Annotated in this window: 20 protein-coding genes; 11 read left to right on the top strand and 9 right to left on the bottom strand. The window is 66.0% G+C overall.

The window, feature by feature from the left end; all coding sequences use genetic code 11:
• Positions 1-63: 63 nt before the first annotated feature.
• The 5 genes from acnB to R9X41_RS07745 are packed head-to-tail and all read right to left on the bottom strand — an operon-like array spanning position 64 to position 6,138.
• Positions 64-2,649 carry a bifunctional aconitate hydratase 2/2-methylisocitrate dehydratase gene (gene acnB, locus R9X41_RS07765; RefSeq protein WP_318634304.1) on the bottom strand — a complete coding sequence of 862 codons (2,586 nt, stop codon included), beginning with the start codon at positions 2,647-2,649 and terminating at the stop codon, positions 64-66.
• A 42-nt stretch (positions 2,650-2,691) separates the two neighbouring features.
• A complete protein-coding gene (locus tag R9X41_RS07760) occupies positions 2,692-3,294 on the bottom strand; it encodes a hypothetical protein (RefSeq protein ID WP_318634303.1) in 603 nt (200 codons plus the stop codon).
• Between the two features lie 43 nt (positions 3,295-3,337).
• Positions 3,338-4,342, bottom strand: a complete 1,005-nt coding sequence (locus tag R9X41_RS07755) for an HpcH/HpaI aldolase/citrate lyase family protein (protein ID WP_318634302.1) — start codon at positions 4,340-4,342, stop codon at positions 3,338-3,340.
• A complete protein-coding gene (tam, locus tag R9X41_RS07750; RefSeq protein WP_318634301.1) occupies positions 4,339-5,115 on the bottom strand; it encodes a trans-aconitate 2-methyltransferase in 777 nt (258 codons plus the stop codon). The genes R9X41_RS07755 and tam overlap by 4 nt, the downstream gene beginning before the upstream one ends.
• A gap of 33 nt (positions 5,116-5,148) precedes the next feature.
• Entirely contained in the window at positions 5,149-6,138 is a 990-nt protein-coding gene (locus R9X41_RS07745) for a malate dehydrogenase (protein ID WP_318634300.1), read from the bottom strand.
• A 208-nt stretch (positions 6,139-6,346) separates the two neighbouring features.
• Here R9X41_RS07745 and R9X41_RS07740 point away from each other — a divergent pair, with 208 nt between their 5' ends.
• The 7 genes from R9X41_RS07740 to R9X41_RS07710 all read left to right on the top strand — a co-directional run bounded on the left by R9X41_RS07740 (position 6,347) and on the right by R9X41_RS07710 (position 12,308).
• Positions 6,347-7,126 carry a GntR family transcriptional regulator gene (locus R9X41_RS07740; RefSeq protein ID WP_318634299.1) on the top strand — a complete coding sequence of 260 codons (780 nt, stop codon included), beginning with the start codon at positions 6,347-6,349 and terminating at the stop codon, positions 7,124-7,126.
• Positions 7,127-7,232: 106 nt separating this feature from the next.
• Complete coding sequence (gene sdhC / locus R9X41_RS07735; protein WP_318634298.1) at positions 7,233-7,658, top strand: succinate dehydrogenase, cytochrome b556 subunit; 426 nt, start codon at positions 7,233-7,235, stop codon at positions 7,656-7,658.
• 34 nt (positions 7,659-7,692) lie between these two features.
• Positions 7,693-8,058 (top strand): succinate dehydrogenase, hydrophobic membrane anchor protein, encoded by a 366-nt coding sequence (gene sdhD / locus R9X41_RS07730; protein WP_318634297.1) that lies wholly within the window; start codon positions 7,693-7,695, stop codon positions 8,056-8,058.
• Between the two features lie 5 nt (positions 8,059-8,063).
• On the top strand, positions 8,064-9,872 hold the full coding sequence (gene sdhA / locus R9X41_RS07725) for a succinate dehydrogenase flavoprotein subunit (RefSeq protein WP_318634296.1): 1,809 nt from the start codon (positions 8,064-8,066) through the stop codon (positions 9,870-9,872).
• 30 nt (positions 9,873-9,902) lie between these two features.
• Positions 9,903-10,607, top strand: a complete 705-nt coding sequence (locus R9X41_RS07720; protein WP_318634295.1) for a succinate dehydrogenase iron-sulfur subunit — start codon at positions 9,903-9,905, stop codon at positions 10,605-10,607.
• 19 nt (positions 10,608-10,626) lie between these two features.
• Complete coding sequence (locus tag R9X41_RS07715) at positions 10,627-10,902, top strand: FAD assembly factor SdhE (protein ID WP_318634294.1); 276 nt, start codon at positions 10,627-10,629, stop codon at positions 10,900-10,902.
• Between the two features lie 95 nt (positions 10,903-10,997).
• The gene (locus R9X41_RS07710; RefSeq protein WP_318634293.1) at positions 10,998-12,308 is read left to right on the top strand and encodes a citrate synthase; all 1,311 of its coding nucleotides are present in this window, start codon (positions 10,998-11,000) and stop codon (positions 12,306-12,308) included.
• Between the two features lie 45 nt (positions 12,309-12,353).
• On the opposite strand, the gene R9X41_RS07705 is transcribed toward R9X41_RS07710, so the two are convergent.
• The gene (locus R9X41_RS07705; RefSeq protein ID WP_318634292.1) at positions 12,354-12,887 is read right to left on the bottom strand and encodes a P-loop NTPase family protein; all 534 of its coding nucleotides are present in this window, start codon (positions 12,885-12,887) and stop codon (positions 12,354-12,356) included.
• On the bottom strand, positions 12,884-13,888 hold the full coding sequence (locus R9X41_RS07700; RefSeq protein WP_318634291.1) for a GlxA family transcriptional regulator: 1,005 nt from the start codon (positions 13,886-13,888) through the stop codon (positions 12,884-12,886). Before R9X41_RS07700 ends, R9X41_RS07705 begins: the two co-directional genes overlap by 4 nt.
• Positions 13,889-14,110: 222 nt before the next feature.
• Between R9X41_RS07700 and R9X41_RS07695 the strand changes: the two genes are divergently transcribed.
• Entirely contained in the window at positions 14,111-15,226 is a 1,116-nt protein-coding gene (locus tag R9X41_RS07695) for an S-(hydroxymethyl)glutathione dehydrogenase/class III alcohol dehydrogenase (protein WP_318635176.1), read from the top strand.
• Positions 15,227-15,240: 14 nt separating this feature from the next.
• On the top strand, positions 15,241-16,104 hold the full coding sequence (gene fghA, locus R9X41_RS07690) for an S-formylglutathione hydrolase (protein ID WP_318634290.1): 864 nt from the start codon (positions 15,241-15,243) through the stop codon (positions 16,102-16,104).
• A gap of 34 nt (positions 16,105-16,138) precedes the next feature.
• Here the strand turns inward: fghA and R9X41_RS07685 are convergent, their stop codons facing one another.
• On the bottom strand, positions 16,139-17,518 hold the full coding sequence (locus R9X41_RS07685) for a DUF1631 family protein (RefSeq protein WP_318634289.1): 1,380 nt from the start codon (positions 17,516-17,518) through the stop codon (positions 16,139-16,141).
• A gap of 61 nt (positions 17,519-17,579) precedes the next feature.
• On the bottom strand, positions 17,580-19,241 hold the full coding sequence (gene ettA, locus R9X41_RS07680; protein WP_318634288.1) for an energy-dependent translational throttle protein EttA: 1,662 nt from the start codon (positions 19,239-19,241) through the stop codon (positions 17,580-17,582).
• 217 nt (positions 19,242-19,458) lie between these two features.
• On the opposite strand from ettA, the gene R9X41_RS07675 reads away from it, so the two are divergent.
• Positions 19,459-19,761, top strand: coding sequence for a hypothetical protein (locus R9X41_RS07675; protein ID WP_318634287.1), 303 nt, complete (start codon positions 19,459-19,461; stop codon positions 19,759-19,761).
• Between the two features lie 17 nt (positions 19,762-19,778).
• Positions 19,779-20,480 carry a hypothetical protein gene (locus R9X41_RS07670; protein WP_318634286.1) on the top strand — a complete coding sequence of 234 codons (702 nt, stop codon included), beginning with the start codon at positions 19,779-19,781 and terminating at the stop codon, positions 20,478-20,480.
• Positions 20,481-20,531: the final 51 nt, after the last annotated feature.

Here is a 20,531-nt window from a genome sequence, read left to right as displayed (position 1 = left end):
CGGCACGGGCGCGGACAAAAAAAAGACGCGCCGAAGCGCGTCTTTCCTGGGACAGCCGGTGTATCAGGCAGGAACCTTGGCAGCCGCCTCGGTGAACGAGTCGATCTTGTCGAAATTCAGGTACTGGTAGATCTTGGAGCTGGCGGCGTCGAGCACGCCCATGTCGGCCATGTACTCTTCCTTGGTCGGGATGCGGCCCAGGCGCGAGCAGATGGCGGCCAGCTCGGCCGAGCCCAGGTACACGTTGGTGTTCTTGCCCAGGCGGTTCGGGAAGTTGCGTGTGCTGGTCGACATGACCGTCGCGCCTTCACGCACCTGCGCCTGGTTGCCCATGCACAGCGAGCAGCCCGGCATTTCGGTGCGTGCGCCAGCGGTGCCGAAGACGCCATAGTGGCCTTCTTCGGTGAGCTGGGCCGCGTCCATCTTGGTCGGCGGTGCCACCCACAGCTTGACTGGAATATCGCGCTTGCCTTCGAGCAGCTTGGAGGCTGCGCGGAAGTGGCCGATGTTGGTCATGCAGGAGCCGATGAACACTTCGTCGATCTTGGCGCCAGACACGTCCGACAGCGTCTTCACGTCGTCGGGGTCGTTGGGGCAGGCCACGATCGGCTCGTGGATGTCGGCCAGATCGATGTCGATGACGGCCGCGTATTCGGCGTCGGCATCACCTTCGAGCAGCTCGGGGTTCTTCAGCCACGCTTCCTGCGCCGCGATGCGGCGGCCCAGGGTGCGGGCGTCGGCATAGCCCTCGGAGATCATCCACTTCATCAGCGTGATGTTGCTGTTGATGTACTCGATGATCGGTTCCTTGTTGAGCTTGACCGTGCAGCCGGCAGCCGAGCGCTCGGCGGAGGCGTCGGACAGCTCGAAGGCCTGCTCCACCTTCAGGTCGGGCAACCCTTCGATCTCGAGAACGCGGCCGGAGAAGATGTTCTTCTTGCCCTTCTTCTCGACCGTTAGCAGGCCCGCCTTGATGGCGTACAGCGGAATCGCGTTGACCAGATCACGCAGGGTGACGCCCGGCTGCATCTTGCCCTTGAAGCGCACCAGCACCGATTCGGGCATGTCCAGCGGCATCACGCCGGTGGCGGCCGCGAAGGCCACCAGGCCGGAGCCCGCCGGGAACGAGATGCCGATGGGAAAGCGGGTGTGGCTGTCGCCGCCGGTGCCGACGGTGTCGGGCAGCAGGAAGCGGTTGAGCCAGCTGTGGATCACGCCGTCGCCCGGCTTGAGGGAGATGCCGCCACGGGTGCTGATGAACTCGGGCAACTCGTGGTGGGTACGCACGTCCACCGGCTTCGGGTAGGCAGCCGTGTGGCAGAACGACTGCATCACCAGGTCGGCCGAGAAGCCCAGGCAGGCCAGGTCCTTCAGCTCGTCGCGGGTCATGGGGCCGGTGGTGTCCTGGCTGCCGACCGACGTCATCTTCGGTTCGCAGTAGGTGCCGGGGCGCACGCCCTGGCCTTCGGGCAGGCCGCAGGCGCGGCCGACCATCTTCTGCGCCAGGCTGAAGCCCTTGCCGGAATCGGCCGGATCCTGCGGCAGGCGGAACAACGTGGAGGGCGGCAGGCCCAGCGCTTCACGCGCCTTGGCGGTGAGACCGCGGCCGACGATCAGGGGAATGCGGCCACCGGCGCGCACTTCGTCGAACAGCACGTCGCTCTTGACGGTGAATTCAGCGATGACCTTGCCGTCCTTCAGCGCCTTGCCTTCGTAGGGGCGCAGCTCGACGGTGTCGCCCATGTTCATCTGGCTCACGTCCAGCTCGATCGGCAGCGCGCCGGCGTCTTCCATGGTGTTGTAGAAGATCGGGGCGATCTTGGTGCCCAGGCAGACGCCGCCAAAGCGCTTATTCGGCACGAAGGGAATGTCTTCGCCGGTGAACCACAGCACCGAATTGGTGGCCGATTTGCGCGAGGAGCCGGTGCCGACCACGTCGCCGACGTAGGCCACCAGGTTGCCCTGGGCGCGCAGGTCTTCGATGAACTTGATCGGGCCGCGCTTGCCGTCTTCTTCCGGGGTGATGCCGTCGCGCTTGTTCTTGAGCATGGCCAGGGCGTGCAGCGGAATGTCCGGACGGCTCCAGGCGTCCGGCGCGGGCGACAGGTCGTCGGTGTTGGTCTCGCCGGTGACCTTGAAGATCGACACGGTCAGGCTCTGGGGCACTTCCGGGCGGCTGGTGAACCACTCGGCATCGGCCCAGCTCTGGACCACGGCTCGGGCGTTGGCATTGCCCGCGTCGGCCTTTTCCTTGACGTCGTGGAACTGGTCGAACATCAGCAGCGTCTTCTTGAGCGCATCGGCGGCGACGCCGCCGACTTCGGCGTCGTCCAGCAGCTGGATCAGCGGGCTGATGTTGTAGCCGCCGAGCATGGTGCCGAGCAGCTCGGTGGCCTTGGCGCGGCTGATGAGTTCGTTCTTTTCGGTGCCCAGGGCGACGGCGGCGAGGTAGCTGGCCTTGACCTTGGCGGCGTCGTCCACGCCGGCAGGAACGCGGTGGGTGATGAGGTTGAGCAGAAAGTCGGCCGAGCCGGCAGGCGGCGCCTTCATCAGCTCGATCAGTTCGGCTGTCTGCTTGGCGGTCAGCGGCAGGGGCGGAATGCCCAGTGCTGCTCGCTCGGCGACATGTTCAACGTAGGCTTGCAACATCATCGTTCTCCGTCGGAATCGTGGGGGATGGGAGGGGGGAAATCAATTCTTGGGAGCGTCGGCACCTTCGAAGAGGGCCTTGGGCGGGTTCTTGCGCAGCTCCTCGGCCATCGCGGTCTGCTGCGGGCTCTGGCATTCGTCGGCCATGCGCTCGCCGAGCTTCTGGTTCATCAGCATCGACTTGTTGCCGAGCTGCAGCCAGAGAGCGCCCGCGCGCGGGTCTTCGAGGCGGATGGCGCCGGTGCGGCTGGCGACCGGGTGCATGTGGTAGCGGTTGCGCTGGATCTTCACGACGAAGAAGCCGGGGCGTTTTTCGTCAGCGGTGACCTCGACGTTGGCGCCGAGTTCGCAGTTGATCCTGCCGGTGTAGACGCGGCCGGCGATCTCGATGTCTTCGGGCGACAGCACGATATCGGTGTCGGTGTCGACGGGCGTCACCTCCTCCACCGCTTTCGCGGCGGAGCGCGCCAGCTTGGGCTTGGCCTTGTTCTGGGCGGGCTTGGCGGCCGCCTTGGTCGTCGTCGCAGGCTTGGCGGCGGCGGCAGGCTTGGTCGCGGCCTTCGCGGCGGGCTTGGCGGCGTCCTGGGCCTGGGCGGCCAAAGGGAGAGCGCAGGCCAGCAGGCTGGCAAGGAGGAACTTGTTCATTCGGAATCTCGGCAAATACGCGGGGACGGCATCGTAGGGGTTATCAGGCGGCGGCTGGCGTGAACCAATCCCGCGCCTGCGGCGGCAAGGGTCGGCCGGTGCGGTGGGCGCGCTCCAGCACCTGCCAATAGTGACGGTAACTGGCGCGGTCGTGCAGGTTTCCGTCGAAAGCGATCGGCGCCCAGTCGGCGGCCTGGGCGGCGGCGACGATGCGGGCGGCGGTCTCGATGTCGGACGGATCGGGTGCGAAGGCTTGCAGCACCGGGCGGATCTGCGCCGGGTGGATGCTCCACATGCGGGTGTAGCCGAAATCGCGGGCGGCCATGCGGGCGGCCCGCTCGATGGCGGCGGTGTCGGAAAACTCGGTGACCACGCAATGCGACGGCACCTTGCCGGATGCATGCGCGGCCGACGCGATGTCGAGCTTGGCGCGCACCACCAGCGGATGGCTGAACTGCCCGGCCACGCCCATGCCCGCGGCGGGAATGGCGCCGGCGTGGGCTGAGACGAAGTCCATCAGTCCGAAGGAGAGCGACTGTACCCGCGGGTGCGCGGCGATCTCGAAGGCGCGGTGCACGGCGCCCGGTGATTCGATGAGCACCTGCAACGGCAGGTCCGGCGCACCGGCGGCATCCAGGGCCTGCGCTGCGCGCTCCACGTCGGCGACGGTCTCGACCTTGGGCACCATCACATGGCGCAAGCGCCCGCCCGCACGGCCGACGATGGTCTGTACGTCGGCATCGAAGGCCGGATGGTCGACCGGATGCACCCGCACCGCCACGCGCGCATCGGCGGCAGCGGCAAGAGCGAGCTCGGTGACCAGGGCGGCGTGTTCGGCTTCGGCGCCGGTGCGGGCGCCGTCCTCGCAGTCCAGGGTGACGTCGAACACGCAGGTGCCGAACTCCTCGGTCATTTCGGACTGCAGCTGCAGGCTCTTGCGCATGCGCGCCTCGACGCCGCTGTAGTGGTCGCACACCGGCAGCACGACCGCCCCGGCCTGGGCGCCCAGCAGCGCCGCGCGTGGATGCAGGGCGGCTTCGTAGTTCATGCCTTGCGTTGCGCCACGATGAACATGCGCGGGAACGCCAGCAGCCGGCGACCGTCGGAGCGCGGCGGGTACGACGCCTCGATGCGGCGCAGGTATTCGGCCCGGTAGCTCGCTTCGAGTTCCGGTCCGAGCGGCGCGACGAAGGGCTTCAGCCCGGTACCGCTGACCCAGTCGACGATGGCCTGCGCCGAATCCATGGGGTGCTGGTACACGGTGTGCCAGACGTCGACCGCTGCTGCCTGCGGCGCGAGCATGTCGTAATAGGCGGCAAGAGGCAGGATGGCGGTCCGCAGCTTTTCCAGGTCGCCGATGCATTCGGCCCAGGGCTGCAAGGCGCCCACTTCGCGCATGGCGCGGTGGGTGGGCTCGTCGCGGTTGTCGGGCATCTGCACCGCCAGCACGCCGCCGGGTGCAAGGCTGGCGAACAGGCGCGGAATCAGCGTCTCGTGGCCCGGCACCCACTGCAGGGAGGCATTGGCATAGACGAGGTCCGGCGGCGTTTCGGGCTGCCAGGAGGCGATATCGGACAAATCGAAGCGCACGCCCGGCAGGCGCTGGCCGGCGCTCTCCAGCATGGGCTTTGAATTGTCGGTACCGATGACGGTAGCGTCGGGGAAACGGGCGACGATCAACTCGGTGGAGTTGCCGGGCCCGCAGCCCAGGTCGACCGCCAGGCGCGCCTGGCCGAGCGGAACCCGCGCCAGCAACTCACGGGCCGGGCGCGTGCGCTCGTCCTCGAAGCGGCTGTAGAGGCTGGGGTTCCATTCGGCCATGGTGTTCCTGTACGGTCTTGTTCGAATCAAGGCTTACTTGACGAGGTGGGCCACGCCGGCTTGCTCGTCCTGCAGTTCCTTCAGGGTCTTGTCGATGCGTTCCTGACTGAACGCATCGATTTCCAGGCCTTCGACGATCTTGTATTTCCCGCCTTCGCAGGTGACCGGGAAGCCGAACATGACGTCCTTCGGGATGCCGTATTCGCCGTTGGACGGAATGCCCATGGTGACCCACTTGCCCTGGGTGCCCAGCGCCCAGTCGCGCATGTGGTCGATGGCGGCGTTGGCAGCCGAGGCGGCCGACGAGGAACCACGCGCCTCGATGATGGCCGCGCCGCGCTTGCCCACGGTCGGCAGGAAGGTGTTGGCGTTCCATTCCTGGTCGTTGATCATCTTGGCGACGCTTTCGCCGCCGATGGTGGCGAAGCGGTAATCGGCATACATGGTGGGCGAGTGGTTGCCCCAGACGGTCAGCTTCTCGATGTCGGCGACGGCCTTGCCGGTCTTGGCGGCGATCTGGCTGGCGGCACGGTTGTGGTCCAGGCGCAGCATGGCGGTGAAGTTCTCGCGCGGCAGGTCCGGCGCGCTCTTCATGGCAATGTAGGCGTTGGTATTGGCGGGGTTACCCACCACCAGCACCTTGACGTCGCGGCTGGCGACCGCGTTGAGCGCCGCGCCCTGGGCGGTGAAGATGGCGCCGTTGACGGCCAGCAGCTCGGCACGCTCCATGCCCGGGCCGCGCGGACGGGAGCCGACCAGCAGTGCGTAGTCGACATCCTTGAAGGCGGTCATCGGGTCGCTGTGGGCGGTCATTTCGACCAGCAGCGGGAACGCGCAGTCGTCGAGTTCCATCATCACGCCCTTGAGCGCCTTCTGCGGGCCTTCGACCGGCACTTCGAGCAGTTGCAGGATGACGGGCTGGTCCTTGCCCAGCATTTCGCCCGAGGCGATGCGGAACAGCAGGGCGTAACCGATTTGGCCGGCGGCGCCGGTGACGGCGACGCGGACGGGCTTCTTGCTCATGGAAAGGACTCCGGGGATGGGTAGTGAGAAATGGTCGCCCGCCGCTTGCCGCTCGCCTGATCGTGTCGGCATGGCGTAACGAAAGTTCGTCGCTGGGCGGACAGCGCGGGAGTGTACTGCCGTTAAATCAAGCGGGTCAACTTGTCTTATGTCTTATATAAGATATGATCGCCGGAGTTCCAGGCAGCACGCCCTTCCCGCCTTCACGATGCCATCCGTCCCTCCAGCAGCGGAACAATCCGCCACCGACATCGTCCCCGACGAGGGCGCGGCTCCCGCATTCAGCCCGCTCTACCAGCAGATCAAGACTTTGATTCTGCAGCGGCTTGAATCCGGCGACTGGAAACCCGGCGAATCCATTCCCAGCGAAACCGACCTGGCACTGCGCTTTCGTGTCAGTCAGGGCACGGTACGCAAGGCCATCGACGAGCTCGCGGGCGACAACCTGCTGATCCGCCGTCAGGGCAAGGGCACTTTCGTGGCCACCCATTCCGAGCGGCATGTGCAGTACCGCTTTCTCAAGCTGCGCAACGACTCCGGCGAATACGAACACTCCGATCGCCGCATCCTCGAATGCAAGCGGGTGCGTGCTTCGGCCGAAGTCGCCCGCGCCCTGCAACTGCGCGCCGGCGAACCGGTCATGCAGACCCGTCGCATCCTGCTCTTCGGCGGCGTGCCACGCATCCTCGAAGACATCTGGCTGCCCGGCCAGACCTTCAAGGGCCTGACCGCCGCGCAGATGCTGGCGTACAAAGGCCCCACCTACGCCATGTTCGAGCTCGAATTCGGTGTTCGCATGGTGCGCGCCAGCGAAAAGCTCCGCGCCGTCGCCGCCAGCGCCGACCAGGCCTCGTTGCTCGACGTGGCCGACGCCAGCCCGCTGCTGAGCGTGGAGCGGCTCTCCTTCACCTACAACGACACGCCGATGGAACTCCGTCGCGGCCTCTACCGAACCGACTCGCACCACTACCACAACCAGCTGAACTGAGCGTGCGGCTCGGTCTATTCCGGGTAATACCTCATACGTGCAATAGAATTTTGGGCGCTTCGCAACCCGATTACCTGGCAGTTACAAGCAGAAAGCAAAAATCCCCATGGCAGAACTCTCCAAAAAGCGGCCCGAATTCCGCAATATCAACGCTTTCACCGACCTCACCACCTACCGTCTGCCGGCAGCAGGCTGGGTGTCGATCCTCCACCGGATCAGCGGTCTGATGATGTTCGTCCTGCTGCCGCTGGTGATCTGGATGTTCGACATGACCGTCAGCTCCGAAATCTCCTTCGCCCGTTTCAGCAGCATCTTCAACGTCGGCTTCGGTGGCATCCTGCTCAAGCTCTTCTGCCTGGCCCTGATCTGGGCCTACCTGCACCACTTCATCGCCGGCCTGCGCCACCTGTGGATGGACGTGAACCACCACGCGGTCGAGAAGAAGATCGGCCAGAAGACCGCCACCGGCGTGATCGTCGCCAGCGTCCTGCTGACCATCGTGCTTGGCGCCAAGCTGTTCGGCCTGTACTGAATCCCATTAGAAAAAGACCGGAGCAAACCCCACCATGTCCGTCAATTACGGTTCCAAGCGCGTCGTCGTCGGCGCCCACTACGGCCTGCGCGACTGGATCGCCCAGCGCGGCACCGCCCTGCTCATGGCGGCCTTCACCGTCGTGCTGCTGGCGCAGGTCATCTTCTCGCACGGCCCGCTCAGCTACGACCTGTGGGCCGGCATCTTCTCCGCGCAATGGATGAAGGTGCTCACCCTGGTCACCATTGTCGCCCTCGGCTATCACGCCTGGGTCGGCATGCGCGACATCTGGATGGACTACGTCAAGCCCGTGGTCGTCCGCCTGATCCTCCAAATCCTCTCCATCTTCTGGCTGGTCGGCTGTGTCGGCTACATGGTCCAGGTGCTGTGGAGGCTGTAAAAAAAATGACCTACTCCACGTCCGATATCACCAAGCGCAAGTTCGACGTCGTCATCATCGGCGCCGGCGGCTCCGGGATGCGCGCCTCGCTGCAACTCTCCCGCGCGGGCCTGAACGTCGCGGTTCTGTCCAAGGTCTTTCCCACCCGCTCGCACACCGTCGCGGCACAGGGCGGCGTCGGCGCCTCGCTCGGCAACATGAGCGAGGACAACTGGCACTACCACTTCTACGACACCATCAAGGGCTCCGACTGGCTGGGCGACCAGGACGCCATCGAGTTCATGTGCCGTGAGGCACCGAAGGTGGTCTACGAGCTCGAACACTTCGGGATGCCCTTCGACCGCAATCCCGACGGCACCATCTACCAGCGTCCCTTCGGCGGCCACACCGCCAACTACGGCGAAAAGCCGGTGCAACGCGCCTGCGCCGCGGCCGACCGCACCGGCCACGCGATGCTGCACACGCTCTACCAGAAGAACGTGGAGTCCCGCACCCAGTTCTTCGTGGAATGGATGGCGCTCGACCTGATCCGCGACGACGAAGGCGACGTCGTCGGCGTGACCGCGCTCGAGATGGAAACCGGCGACCTGCACATCCTGCAGGCCAAGACCGTGCTGCTGGCCACCGGCGGCGCCGGCCGCATCTTCCAGGCGTCCACCAACGCCTTCATCAACACCGGCGACGGCCTGGGCATGGCGGCGCGCGCCGGCATCCCGCTGCAGGACATGGAGTTCTGGCAGTTCCACCCCACCGGCGTGTTCGGTGCCGGCGTGCTGCTGACCGAAGGCTGCCGCGGCGAAGGCGCGATCCTGCTCAACGCCAACGGCGAGCGCTTCATGGAACGCTATGCGCCTACCCTGAAGGACCTGGCCCCGCGCGACTTTGTCTCGCGCTGCATGGACCAGGAAATCAAGGAAGGCCGTGGCTGCGGTCCCAACAAGGACCACATCCTGCTCAAGCTCGACCACCTGGGCGCCGACACCATCCGCAAGCGCCTGCCCTCGGTCGAAGAGATCGGCCATAACTTCGCCAACGTCGACATCACCCGCGAGCCGATCCCGGTGGTGCCCACCATCCATTACCAGATGGGCGGCATCCCCACCAACATCAACGGCCAGGTCGTCACCCAGAACGAAGCCAACGAGAGCGTGGTGGTCAAGGGCCTGTACGCGGTCGGCGAATGCTCCTGCGTGTCGGTGCACGGCGCCAACCGCCTGGGCACCAACTCGCTGCTCGACCTGCTGGTCTTCGGCCGCGCGGCCGGCAACCACATCGTCGAGTTCAACGACAAGCTCAAGGAGCACAAGTCGCTGCCGGCCCATGCGGCCGACCGTACCCTGAAGCGCCTGAACGAACTGGAAGACTCCACGTCCGGTGAATACGCCCAGGACGTCGCTGCCGACATCCGCGCCACGATGCAGGCGCATGCCGCCGTGTTCCGCCAGCAGTCGGTCATGGACGAAGGCGTGGCCAAGATCGCCGAGATCCGCAAGCGCGTGGCCAACGTCACGCTCAAGGACAAGTCGCGCGTCTTCAACACCGCCCGCATCGAAGCCCTGGAAGTCGACAACCTGATCGAAGTGGCGCAGGCCACCATGGTGTCTGCCGCAGCGCGCAAGGAATGCCGTGGCGCCCACACCGTCGACGACTACGAACGTCCCGCCGACGACGCCGAGTTCCCGCTCGGCCGCAACGACAAGGAGTGGATGAAGCACACCTTGTGGTACAGCGCCACCAACAGCCTGGCCTACAAACCGGTCCGCATGAAGCCGCTGACCGTCGACACCGTGCCGCCCAAGGTCCGCACGTTCTGATCAGTCCGGCAACCCACGCGAAAGTACATCATGCAAAAGCGCACATTCAAGATCTATCGCTACGACCCGGACAAGGACGCCAAGCCCTACATGCAGACCATCGAGATCGAACTCGAAGGCAATGAACGCATGCTGCTCGACGCGCTGATCAAGCTCAAGGCCATCGACCCGACCATCGCCTTTCGCCGCTCCTGCCGCGAAGGCGTGTGCGGCTCCGATGCGATGAACATCAACGGCAAGAACGGCCTGGCCTGCCTGACCAACTTGCGCACGTTGAAGGACCCGATCGTCATCAAGCCACTGCCGGGCCTGCCGGTCATCCGCGACGTGATCGTGGACATGACCCACTTCTTCAACCAGTACCACTCGATCAAGCCTTACCTGATCAACGACAGCCGGCCGCCCGAAAAGGAACGCCTGCAGAGCCCGGAAGAGCGCGAAGAACTCGACGGCCTGTACGAGTGCATCCTGTGCGCCAGCTGCTCGACCAGCTGCCCGAGCTTCTGGTGGAACCCCGACAAGTTCGTCGGCCCGGCCGGCCTGCTGCAGGCCTACCGCTTCATCGCCGACAGTCGCGACAACGCCACCGGCGACCGCCTCGACAACCTCGAGGATCCGTACCGCCTGTTCCGCTGCCACACCATCATGAACTGCGTCGATGTCTGCCCCAAGGGTCTCAACCCCACCAAGGCGATCGGCAAGATCAAGGAGCTGATGGTCCGCCGGGCCGTCTGATCCCGCCATCGAATCCGTGATGCAAGCCGTGCCGGACGAAGCGCTCGTCGACGAGCGTTCGCTCAGCAAGCTGCGCTGGCGCTGCCGGCGCGGCCTGCTCGAGAACGACCTGTTCATCGAGCGCTTCTTCGCCCGCCACGCCGACACGCTCACCGTGCGGCAGGCACGCGGCATGACACAACTGATGGATCTGTCGGACCACGATCTGATGGACCTGCTCATGGGCCGCAAGCAGCCCGAGGGCGCGACCGCCACGCCGGAAGCGCTCGATGTCTTGAGGATGTTGAGGGTCTGAGCAGGCGCTTGTCCTGCACGGCCCTCCCAGGTGTTCATGAAAGACTAGCCCCCAACCCGGGTTTCCGGAGACGAGGCATTAACCCAAGGAAGCACATGAAGCTAGCAGACAACAAAGCCACCCTGTCGTTCACCAATGGCAGCCCCAGCGTGGAGCTGCCGGTCTATGCCGGCAGCATCGGCCCGGACGTGATCGACATCCGCAAGCTGTATGCGCAGACCGGCATGTTCACCTACGACCCGGGTTTCCTGTCGACCGCCGCCTGCCAGTCCGGCATCACCTACATCGACGGCGACAAGGGCGAATTGCTCTATCGCGGCTACCCGATCGAACAGCTGGCCACCAACTGCGATTACCTCGAAACCTGTCACCTGCTGCTCTACGGCGAACTGCCGAACGCGTCCAAGAAGGAGCAGTTCAACGACCTCGTGACCCATCACACGATGGTCAACGAGCAGATGCAGTTCTTCCTGCGGGGCTTCCGCCGCGACGCGCACCCCATGGCGGTCATGACCGGCCTGGTGGGCGGCCTGTCGGCCTTCTATCACGACAGCACCGACATCAATAACCCCGAGCACCGCGAGATCGCCGCGATCCGCCTGATCGCGAAGATGCCGACGCTGGTCGCCATGGCCTACAAGTACAGCATCGGCCAACCTTTCATGTACCCCAAGAACGAGCTGAGCTACGCCGGCAACTTCCTGCACATGATGTTCGCGACGCCTTGCGAGCCTTACAAGGTGAGCCCGGTGCTGGAGAAGGCGCTCGACCGCATCTTCATCCTGCACGCCGACCACGAGCAGAACGCTTCCACCTCGACCGTGCGCCTGTGCGGCTCGTCGGGCACCAACCCGTTCGCAGCCATCGCCGCCGGCGTGGCCTGCCTCTGGGGCCCGGCCCACGGCGGTGCCAACGAAGCCTGCCTGAACATGCTCCAGGAAATCCAGGACATGGGCGGCGTCGACAAGATCGGCGACTTCATCGCCAAGGTGAAGGACAAGTCCTCCGGCGTCAAGCTGATGGGCTTCGGCCACCGCGTGTACAAGAACTACGACCCGCGCGCCAAGCTCATGCAGGAAACCTGCAAGGAAGTGCTGGCCGAGCTGGGCCTCGAAAACGACCCGCTGCTCAAGATCGCCGTCGCTCTGGAAAAGATCGCGCTGGAAGACGAATACTTCGTCTCCCGCAAGCTCTACCCGAACGTCGATTTCTACTCCGGCATCGTGCAGCGCGCCATCGGCATCCCGGTGCCGCTGTTCACCGCCGTGTTCGCCCTGGCGCGCACCGTCGGCTGGATCGCCCAGCTCAACGAAATGATCGCCGACCCCGAGTACAAGATCGGCCGTCCGCGTCAGTTGTTCGTGGGCTCCGAGCGCCGCGAGGTCAAGCCGTTGGCACAGCGCTGATCGACAGCGTCGCCTCACCGAAGCCCGCCGCCCGGCGGGCTTTTTTCATGGTGCCGGCAGCTGCTCGCGGCGGCGGAACTCGTCCAAAGCTCGGGGCGTGCGCAAGTACACCTTGGGCAAGGCCAGCTGGTCGAACAGGGCCTGGTAGCGCGCCCGCTTGGGCGGCGTCACCACGGCGATATGGCGCAGCATCGCCCACTTGACGCTGTCCTGTCCGCCCGCCAGACCGCCCCGGCGCGAGCCACCGCGCCAGCATCGCAACACGTAGCGGTACAGGCTGATGGCGGTGGGGCAATCGAGCAGGATCAGACCGGTGGCGCGCGCCAGCCGCTGCGGCATGCAGTTGGCGTAGTTGCCATCCATCACCCAACGGTCGTGTGCGATCGCCTCGTCGTGCAAGCGGACGAAATCGGCCGTGCGCCGCGGCTCCCAGTCGGTGAAGGGCAGATGGTAGAGCTGGTCGAGGTGCACCGGCGGCAAATCCTGTCGGCGCGCGATGGCCTCGGCCAGGGTCGACTTGCCGCTGTTCGACGGCCCCATGACGCAGATGCGCGGGCCCAGGTCATCGAGTGTCGTCACGGCTCGCCTTCCGTCTCGGCTGGTGCCTGTCCACCGAAGCGGTCGCGATAGGCAGAAGGCGTGATGCCCAGCTTCCGAAGAAACAGGTTGCGCATCGCCTGTTCCGACGCCAGCCCGGCCCGACCCGCCACCGTCTTCATCGGCAGGGAGTTTTCCTCGAGCAGCCGACGGGCGCCCTCCAGCCGGGCGGTTTCCAGGAAGTCGGAGGGTGTCTGCCCTGTCTCTTGCAGGAACACCCGGCGAAAATTGCGCTCGCTCATCGCCGCACGGCCGGCCAGCAGAGCGGGTGTCAGGGCCTGGTCGAGATGGGCCAGTGCCCAGTCCTGCACCTGGCGGATGGCGCCGTGGCCGGTAGCCTGGCTGGCCAGGTGCACGCTGAACTGCGACTGCCCGCCAGGCCGCTTCAAATACATCACCAGATCGCGCGCCACGTCCAGCGCCAACGTCCGGCCGAAGTCCTCTTCCACCAGCGCCAGGGCCAGGTCGATGCCGGCGGTGACACCCGCCGAGGTCCACAGCCGCCCTTCCCGTACGTAGATCGCGTCGGCATCCACCAGCACCTGCGGATGGCGCTGCTGCAGCAAGTCGGCCACGCTCCAGTGGGTGGCTGCACGGCGACCTTCCAGCAGGCCTGCGGCCGCCAGGAAGAAGCTGCCCGAACACAGCGACACCAGCCTGGGCAGGCGGGGTGCGGCCGCGCGCAGCCAGTCGACGATGCCGGGCGCCGACGCCAGCGCCGCCTCGATCTCGCGCGAGCCCACCACCAGGGCCAGATCGGGCAAGTCGTCGAGCGACAGGCCGCGCGTGGCCTGCAGCTGCATGGCGGTGTCCGATGCGACGGCCCCGGGCTCCAGCGCCGCCACGCGCACCCGGTAACCTGGCGCTTCGCCGCGGCGTGCCAGATGCACATTGGCATAGTCGAAGACCGACATCGGACCGATGGCCTCCAGCGCCTTGAAGCCGGGGTAGACCACGATGTCGACGGAAATGGGAAGCTGCATGCGAAAACCAGGAAACGACCGGATGAACGGCCAGATTGCAGCGGCCTGCGGCCAAAGCCGGACCATCGGCATGGCGTAGCCACTAAAACACAGTCGCAGGCCATTAAAGTGCAGGGCTTCGACGGGCCGCGGGGCGCTGATTCTCCCCCACCCGAACTTCCCGAACACCAGGCGATGCCAAGGCCGAACGGCCGCATCCCATCACCGCCCGACACCATGACCATCAAATCCAAAGCCGCCGTGGCCTTCAAGGCCGGAGAACCCCTGCAGATCGTCGAGATCGACGTGGCACCGCCCAGGAAGGGCGAGGTGCTGGTGCGCATCACCGACACCGGCGTCTGCCACACCGACGCCTTCACCCTGAGCGGCGACGACCCGGAAGGCCTGTTCCCGGTCGTGCTGGGCCATGAAGGCGCGGGCATTGTCGTGGAAGTGGGCGAAGGCGTGACCAGCGTGAAACCCGGCGACCACGTGATCCCGCTCTACACCGCCGAATGCGGCGAATGCCTGTTCTGCAAGAGCGGCAAGACCAACCTGTGCGTGGCCGTGCGTGCCACCCAGGGCAAGGGCGTCATGCCGGACGGCACCACCCGCTTTTCCTACCAGGGCCAGCCGCTCTACCACTACATGGGCTGCTCCACCTTCAGCGAATTCACCGTGGTGGCCGAGGTGTCGCTCGCCAAGATCCATCCCGACGCCAACCCCGAACAGGTCTGCCTGCTGGGCTGCGGCGTGACGACCGGCCTGGGCGCGGTCAAGAACACCGCCAAGGTCCAGGAAGGCGACACGGTCGCGGTCTTCGGCCTGGGCGGCATCGGCCTGGCCGTGATCCAGGGCGCGCAGCTGGCCAAGGCCGGTCGCATCATCGCCATCGACATGAACCCGTCCAAGTTCGAACTGGCCAAGACCTTCGGCGCCACCGACTGCATCAACCCCAAGGACCACGACAAGCCGATCCAGCAGGTCATCGTGGAGATGACCGGCTGGGGCGTGGACCACAGCTTCGAATGCATCGGCAACGTCAACGTGATGCGTGCCGCGCTGGAATGCGCCCACCGTGGCTGGGGCCAGTCGGTGATCATCGGAGTGGCAGGGGCCGGCCAGGAAATCTCCACCCGCCCCTTCCAATTGGTGACCGGCCGCAAATGGATGGGCACCGCCTTCGGTGGCGTGAAGGGCCGCAGCGAACTGCCCGGCATGGTCGAAGACGCCATGGCCGGCCGCATCCAGCTCGAACCCTTCGTGACCCACACCATGGGCCTGGCCGCCATCAACGACGCCTTCGACCTGATGCACGAGGGCAAGTCGATCCGCTCGGTCGTCAAGTTCGCTGCCTGAAGAAGCTGCGCGCCATGGCCACGCCCTCCTCCCACGAACTGATCTCGTCCCACGGCTGCTTCGGCGGCGAGCAGCGCTTCTATCGCCACGCCTCGCGCGAGATCGACCTGCCGATGAAGTTCTCGGTCTACCTGCCGCCACAGGCATCGACCGCGCCGGTGCCTGCCCTGGTGTTTCTGGCCGGCCTGACCTGCACCGAGGAAACCTTCATGGTGAAAGCCGGCGCCCAGCGCTTCGCGGCCCGCCACGGCATCGCGCTGATCGCGCCGGACACCAGCCCGCGCGGTACGGACGTGCCAGGGCAGGACGCCGACTGGGACTTCGGCACCGGCGCCGGCTTCTATCTCGACGCCACCGAGGCGCCCTGGGCCGAGCGCTGGCGCATGGAAAGCTACCTGATGGCCGAGCTCCTGCCCCTGCTGGCCGAAACGCTGCCGCTGCAGCCTGGCAAGCTCGGCGTGTTCGGCCATTCGATGGGCGGCCATGGTGCCCTGACGCTCGCCTTGCGCCACCCGGGCGTATTCCGCTCGGTGTCGGCCTTCGCGCCGATCTGCGCGCCGAGCCAGTGCCCCTGGGGCCAAAAAGCCTTCGGCGGCTATCTCGGCCAGGACCGGGCCCGGTGGCTCGAACACGACGCCAGCGCGCTCATGCGTTCGCAAGCGACGGCGCCCTACCCCGCGGGCATCCTTATCGACCAGGGCCTGGACGACAAATTCCTGGCCGACCAGCTGTTCCCAGCTGCGTTCGAAGAAGCCTGCCAGCACGTCGCGCAGCCGCTGACGCTTCGGCGCCAGCCCGGCTACGACCACGGCTATTACTTCATACAAAGCTTCGTCGAGGACCACCTGGCCCACCACGCCGCCGCCCTGCTCGACTGAGCGCCGCCCGGGTGGGCGGTGCCGGCATCGCCCGTCAGAAGGCGATGTCGGGAATGACGTGCATGCGCTGCTCCACGATGCGGCGGATGCAGCCGGCGCGGCTCAGGCTGTCGACTTCGCCGTCTTCGGTGCTGAACATCAGCAACTTGCCCTTGGGGCTCATCCACACGAGTTCCCAGCGCACCCAGCGGCCACCTTCCCACGCCGCGAGCTGCGCCCCGAGCTGCAGCACCTGCGAGGCCGCAGCCGGCGAGACGGTGGCGACCGCGGGCGCGCCGATGTCCTCCGACGGCACCGCCGTGGCCTGCAGCGGCGCCGGCAGGCCTTCGGTGGCGGCACCGTGGGCACGTGGTTGTCGGCGCATGGCGAATGAACTGCCGGCAGCCCGCGCGGCCACGCCGTGCAGGTCGTCGAGCATCTGGAAGAAGTCGGCCGCCTGCTCGGCCGGGTAGCCGATGCTCTGCAGGCCGGACCTCAGCCGCGACAGCAGCGAAGGCACGGTGACCAGCAGCCGCTGGATGTCGGCGCGCCCGAGTGTCGGCTGCGCGCTCCAAAACAGCGGACGCACCAGCGCCAGGTAGCCGTCCGGATCGCTCGGCGGCCCTTCGGCGTTGCCGGCGTGCGCTTCCGCCTGCGCGATGACCTCGGACCAGGGACCGAGCACAAAATCGCGGATCGTGTCCGGCACGTTCTGCATTTCGGGCCAGGTGGCGATGTCGGCCGAGATGCGCCGTGCCGCGTCGCTCGGGCTGGCCGCACGCGCAACGCCGTCGGCGCGTTCGACCGAGGTCTCCAGCAGTGCCAGCGCGTCGGCGACGGAATGCTCGTCCACCACCAGCACCGAGTCTTCGCGCGGCGCGAGGTGGCCGCGCAGGATCTGCGACAGCCGCCGGTATTCGTCTGCCAGCTCGAACCCGAGCACCTGGCAGAAATGGCGCATCCACAACTCGCCGACCAGGTCGCTCGGACCGGCGGCTACTGCCACCGCATGGAGGGCCTGCACCACGCATTCCGGCGTGAGCGGGTTGATGCCGGCCAGCGCCTCGGTCATGCCCATGGCGGTATCGGCCAGGGCCGAGAACTCCGCCAGCGGCGCGTCGAGCACCGGGCGCGACACGTCCAGCGCGTCCCGGTAGCCGTCGGCGATGTCGGGCTGGGGATGCCGCATGGCTGCCAGCAACGCGGCGCCGAACTGGTCTTCGAAAAAACCGGCCTTGTCGCCGAGTGCCTGGCGCGCCTGGGTGGCGGCCGCTGCGGCCTCGCCCTGGTTGCCGGGCCGCAAGGCTGCTTCATACAGGCTGCGTCGTGCGCGTGCGACCAGCTCGGCCATCAGGATCCCGGCGTGGGAGACGGCATCGTCGATGCACAGGTCCAGAGGATTGCGGGCAGGTGGCACGGCGGCAGCGTGGTTCATGAAGTAGGTTGCGGGGTCTGCCGGCCCGCTCAGGCCTGCGCTCTGACCCCGGTGGTCACGATCAACCGAGCGCCTTGAATCTTACGCGCTTCGGCTTGGATGCTTCCTCGCCCAGACGGCGTTTCTTGTCGGCCTCGTACTCCTGGTAGTTGCCGTCGAAGAAGGTCCACTGGCTGTCGCCTTCGGCCGCCAGGATGTGGGTGGCGATACGGTCGAGGAACCAGCGGTCGTGGCTGATGACCATGACGGTGCCGGCGAACTCCAGCAGCGCGTCTTCCAGCGCGCGCAGGGTTTCCACGTCCAGGTCGTTCGAGGGTTCATCGAGCAGCAGCACGTTGCCACCGGAGATCAGCGTCTTGGCCAGGTGCAGCCGGCCGCGTTCGCCGCCCGACAGGCTGCCGACCTTCTTCTGCTGGTCGCTGCCGTTGAAGTTGAAGCGGCCGGCGTAGGCGCGGCTGGCCATCTGGAACTTGCCGATGTTGATGATGTCGAGCCCGCCCGAGATGTCTTCCCAGACGGTCTTGTCGTTGGCCAGCGCATCGCGGTGCTGGTCGACGAAAGCCATCTTCACGGTCTGGCCGATCACCACGTTGCCCGAATCGGGCTGCTCGCGACCGGCGATCAGCTTGAACAGCGTGGACTTGCCCGCGCCGTTGGGGCCGATGATGCCGACGATGGCACCGGCCGGCACGGTGAAGCTCAGGTTGTCGATCAACAGGCGGTCGCCGAAGCTCTTGCTGACGTTGTGGAACTCGAACACCTGGCTGCCCAGGCGGTCGGCCACCGGAATGAAGATTTCCTGGGTCTCATTGCGCTTCTGGTATTCGAAGTCGGAGAGTTCCTCGAAGCGGGCGATACGCGCCTTGCTCTTGGCCTGGCGGCCCTTGGCGTTCTGGCGCACCCACTCCAGCTCCTTCTTCATGGCCTTGGCGTGGGCTTCTTCGCTCTTCTGCTCGCCTTCCAGGCGGGCATTTTTCTGCTCGAGCCAGGAGCTGTAGTTGCCCTTGTACGGAATGCCGCGTCCGCGGTCGAGTTCCAGGATCCACTCGGCAGCGTTGTCGAGGAAGTAGCGATCGTGGGTGATGGCCACCACGGTACCGCTGAAACGCTGCAGAAACACTTCCAGCCAGTCGACCGATTCGGCGTCCAGGTGGTTGGTGGGTTCGTCGAGCAGCAGCATGTCGGGCTTGGACAGCAGCAGCTTGCACAGCGCCACACGTCGCTTTTCGCCGCCGGAGAGCAGGCCGATCCTGGCGTCCCAGGCGGGCAGGCGCAGCGCGTCCGCGGCGATTTCCAGTTGGTGTTCGCTGTCGGTGCCGGCGGCGGCGATCACCGCCTCGAGCTGGCCCTGTTCGGCCGCGAGGGCGTCGAAGTCGGCGTCTTCCTCGGCGTAGGCCGCGTAGATTTCCTCGAGCCGCTTCTGCGCGGCCTTGACCTCGCCCAGCGCCTCCTCGACCGACTCACGCACCGTGTGCTCGGGGTTGAGCTGGGGCTCCTGCGGCAAGTAGCCGATCGACAGGCCGGGCATCGGCGTTGCTTCGCCCTCGATCTCCTTGTCGATGCCTGCCATGATCTTCAACAGCGAGGACTTGCCAGAACCGTTGAGGCCGAGCACGCCGATCTTGGCGCCAGGAAAAAACGAGAGAGAGATGTCTTTCAAGATCTGCCGCTTGGGCGGCACGGTCTTGCTGACGTGGTTCATGGTGTAGACGTATTGGGCCATGTCGTGTGCAGAGATGAGAGAGGCGGCGCGGTGAAGGAAATGCACCGGCCAAACCACCGGATTATCCGCGCTGGCAGGCCGATGCAGAAAAGGCCACGTTCGGCTTGACGGCAGGCGCTGCGCCTGCCGGCCGACGGCTGCCGGACGACAGGCCAGCATACGCAGGTCTGTCACCCCGCCGGTGCGCCGGCGTCCACCTTCCACGAAAGCGGCCATTGTGATCCCCAACCTCTCATCCACCTCCTTCGCCACCGCCACCGCCAGTTGGGCCGTCCACGACAACAACCTCACTTCGAACCTCACCGAAGACCAGGTAGCGAGCGACCAGCTGCACTCCACCGTGACCATGGTCACCGCCGCTATCGTGGCGGTACCGGCACTGACCATGCTGGCCGGCATGGGCGCATATCGGGGCTACCAGTGGTACAAGTCCCAACACCAGGTCCACGCCGAAGGGCCTCGGCAACAGCCCGAGGAGGCTCCCCTGTTCGATATCCCCTACGCCGTGGCGATACCCTGAATCGAGCCCTGCCTGCCATGCTGCCATCCGTCACCTCCGGCACTTCCCTGCCTCCATCCACCGCGGCCTCGTCGGCCGATGAAGACACCGCACCCAGCTGCTCGGACAGCGCTGCGAGGGCATCCTACGAACTGATGCCCAACGAACTTTGGCAACTCGTGTTCAACATGTCCGACGTCGACGCCAAATGGGCGCTGTCGCAGGTGGACCGCAATCTGTCGGCCTTCTTCGCGCTACCGACCGCGCGGGCCTCGGCGCAAGCGGCCAGTTCGGGAGCGCTGCGAAACCAAAGAGGTCTGCCATTGGTACGCCGCGCCGTAGCGGCACTGCCCCGGCTGACCCCGATGGACACCGCATTGCGCGGCTACCTGCATGATTTGCGGCGGCTCGCCGAGGCGATCGGTGCAACCTGGATCGAACGTGACTCGTTGAGCACCGTGACGCGCCAGCTCTGCGAGGTCTTGCCCGACCTGCCACGGGACATGGCCCGATCCGCGTTCATCGATCTGATGCTCGTCCACCAACGCTGCGACGAGTTCTGCAGTCGCGCGGAGCGCAGCCGAACCTGCAGCATCATGTTCAAGGAGGCGGGGCCTTGGCGGGCCACGCTGGTCGGCGATCTCGCCTGCCTGCATCGTGCCAATGAGGCTTGCAACTTCATCACGCCGCTGCAGTGGCGCAATTTTTCCAACCAAAAACCCGAATGCAAGCCGTCGTAAGCCACTCGAACCAAGGCAATTGCACAGACCGGGCCTGCGCAACGTCGCGCG

The organism is Xylophilus sp. GOD-11R, assembly GCF_033546935.1.
Taxonomy (GTDB): Bacteria; Pseudomonadota; Gammaproteobacteria; order Burkholderiales; family Burkholderiaceae_C; genus Xylophilus.
This window is presented reverse-complemented; position numbering and strand designations above follow the sequence as displayed.

What these genes read in the sequence shown, in the direction of transcription:
- acnB (WP_318634304.1), bottom strand. Translation starts at nt 2,649, where the DNA reads ATGTTGCAAGCCTACGTTGAACATGTCGCCGAGCGAGCAGCACTGGGC.
- R9X41_RS07760 (WP_318634303.1), bottom strand. Translation starts at nt 3,294, where the DNA reads ATGAACAAGTTCCTCCTTGCCAGCCTGCTGGCCTGCGCTCTCCCTTTG.
- R9X41_RS07755 (WP_318634302.1), bottom strand. Translation starts at nt 4,342, where the DNA reads ATGAACTACGAAGCCGCCCTGCATCCACGCGCGGCGCTGCTGGGCGCC.
- tam (WP_318634301.1), bottom strand. Translation starts at nt 5,115, where the DNA reads ATGGCCGAATGGAACCCCAGCCTCTACAGCCGCTTCGAGGACGAGCGC.
- R9X41_RS07745 (WP_318634300.1), bottom strand. Translation starts at nt 6,138, where the DNA reads ATGAGCAAGAAGCCCGTCCGCGTCGCCGTCACCGGCGCCGCCGGCCAA.
- R9X41_RS07740 (WP_318634299.1), top strand. Translation starts at nt 6,347, where the DNA reads ATGCCATCCGTCCCTCCAGCAGCGGAACAATCCGCCACCGACATCGTC.
- sdhC (WP_318634298.1), top strand. Translation starts at nt 7,233, where the DNA reads ATGGCAGAACTCTCCAAAAAGCGGCCCGAATTCCGCAATATCAACGCT.
- sdhD (WP_318634297.1), top strand. Translation starts at nt 7,693, where the DNA reads ATGTCCGTCAATTACGGTTCCAAGCGCGTCGTCGTCGGCGCCCACTAC.
- sdhA (WP_318634296.1), top strand. Translation starts at nt 8,064, where the DNA reads ATGACCTACTCCACGTCCGATATCACCAAGCGCAAGTTCGACGTCGTC.
- R9X41_RS07720 (WP_318634295.1), top strand. Translation starts at nt 9,903, where the DNA reads ATGCAAAAGCGCACATTCAAGATCTATCGCTACGACCCGGACAAGGAC.
- R9X41_RS07715 (WP_318634294.1), top strand. Translation starts at nt 10,627, where the DNA reads ATGCAAGCCGTGCCGGACGAAGCGCTCGTCGACGAGCGTTCGCTCAGC.
- R9X41_RS07710 (WP_318634293.1), top strand. Translation starts at nt 10,998, where the DNA reads ATGAAGCTAGCAGACAACAAAGCCACCCTGTCGTTCACCAATGGCAGC.
- R9X41_RS07700 (WP_318634291.1), bottom strand. Translation starts at nt 13,888, where the DNA reads ATGCAGCTTCCCATTTCCGTCGACATCGTGGTCTACCCCGGCTTCAAG.
- fghA (WP_318634290.1), top strand. Translation starts at nt 15,241, where the DNA reads ATGGCCACGCCCTCCTCCCACGAACTGATCTCGTCCCACGGCTGCTTC.
- R9X41_RS07685 (WP_318634289.1), bottom strand. Translation starts at nt 17,518, where the DNA reads ATGAACCACGCTGCCGCCGTGCCACCTGCCCGCAATCCTCTGGACCTG.
- ettA (WP_318634288.1), bottom strand. Translation starts at nt 19,241, where the DNA reads ATGGCCCAATACGTCTACACCATGAACCACGTCAGCAAGACCGTGCCG.
- R9X41_RS07670 (WP_318634286.1), top strand. Translation starts at nt 19,779, where the DNA reads ATGCTGCCATCCGTCACCTCCGGCACTTCCCTGCCTCCATCCACCGCG.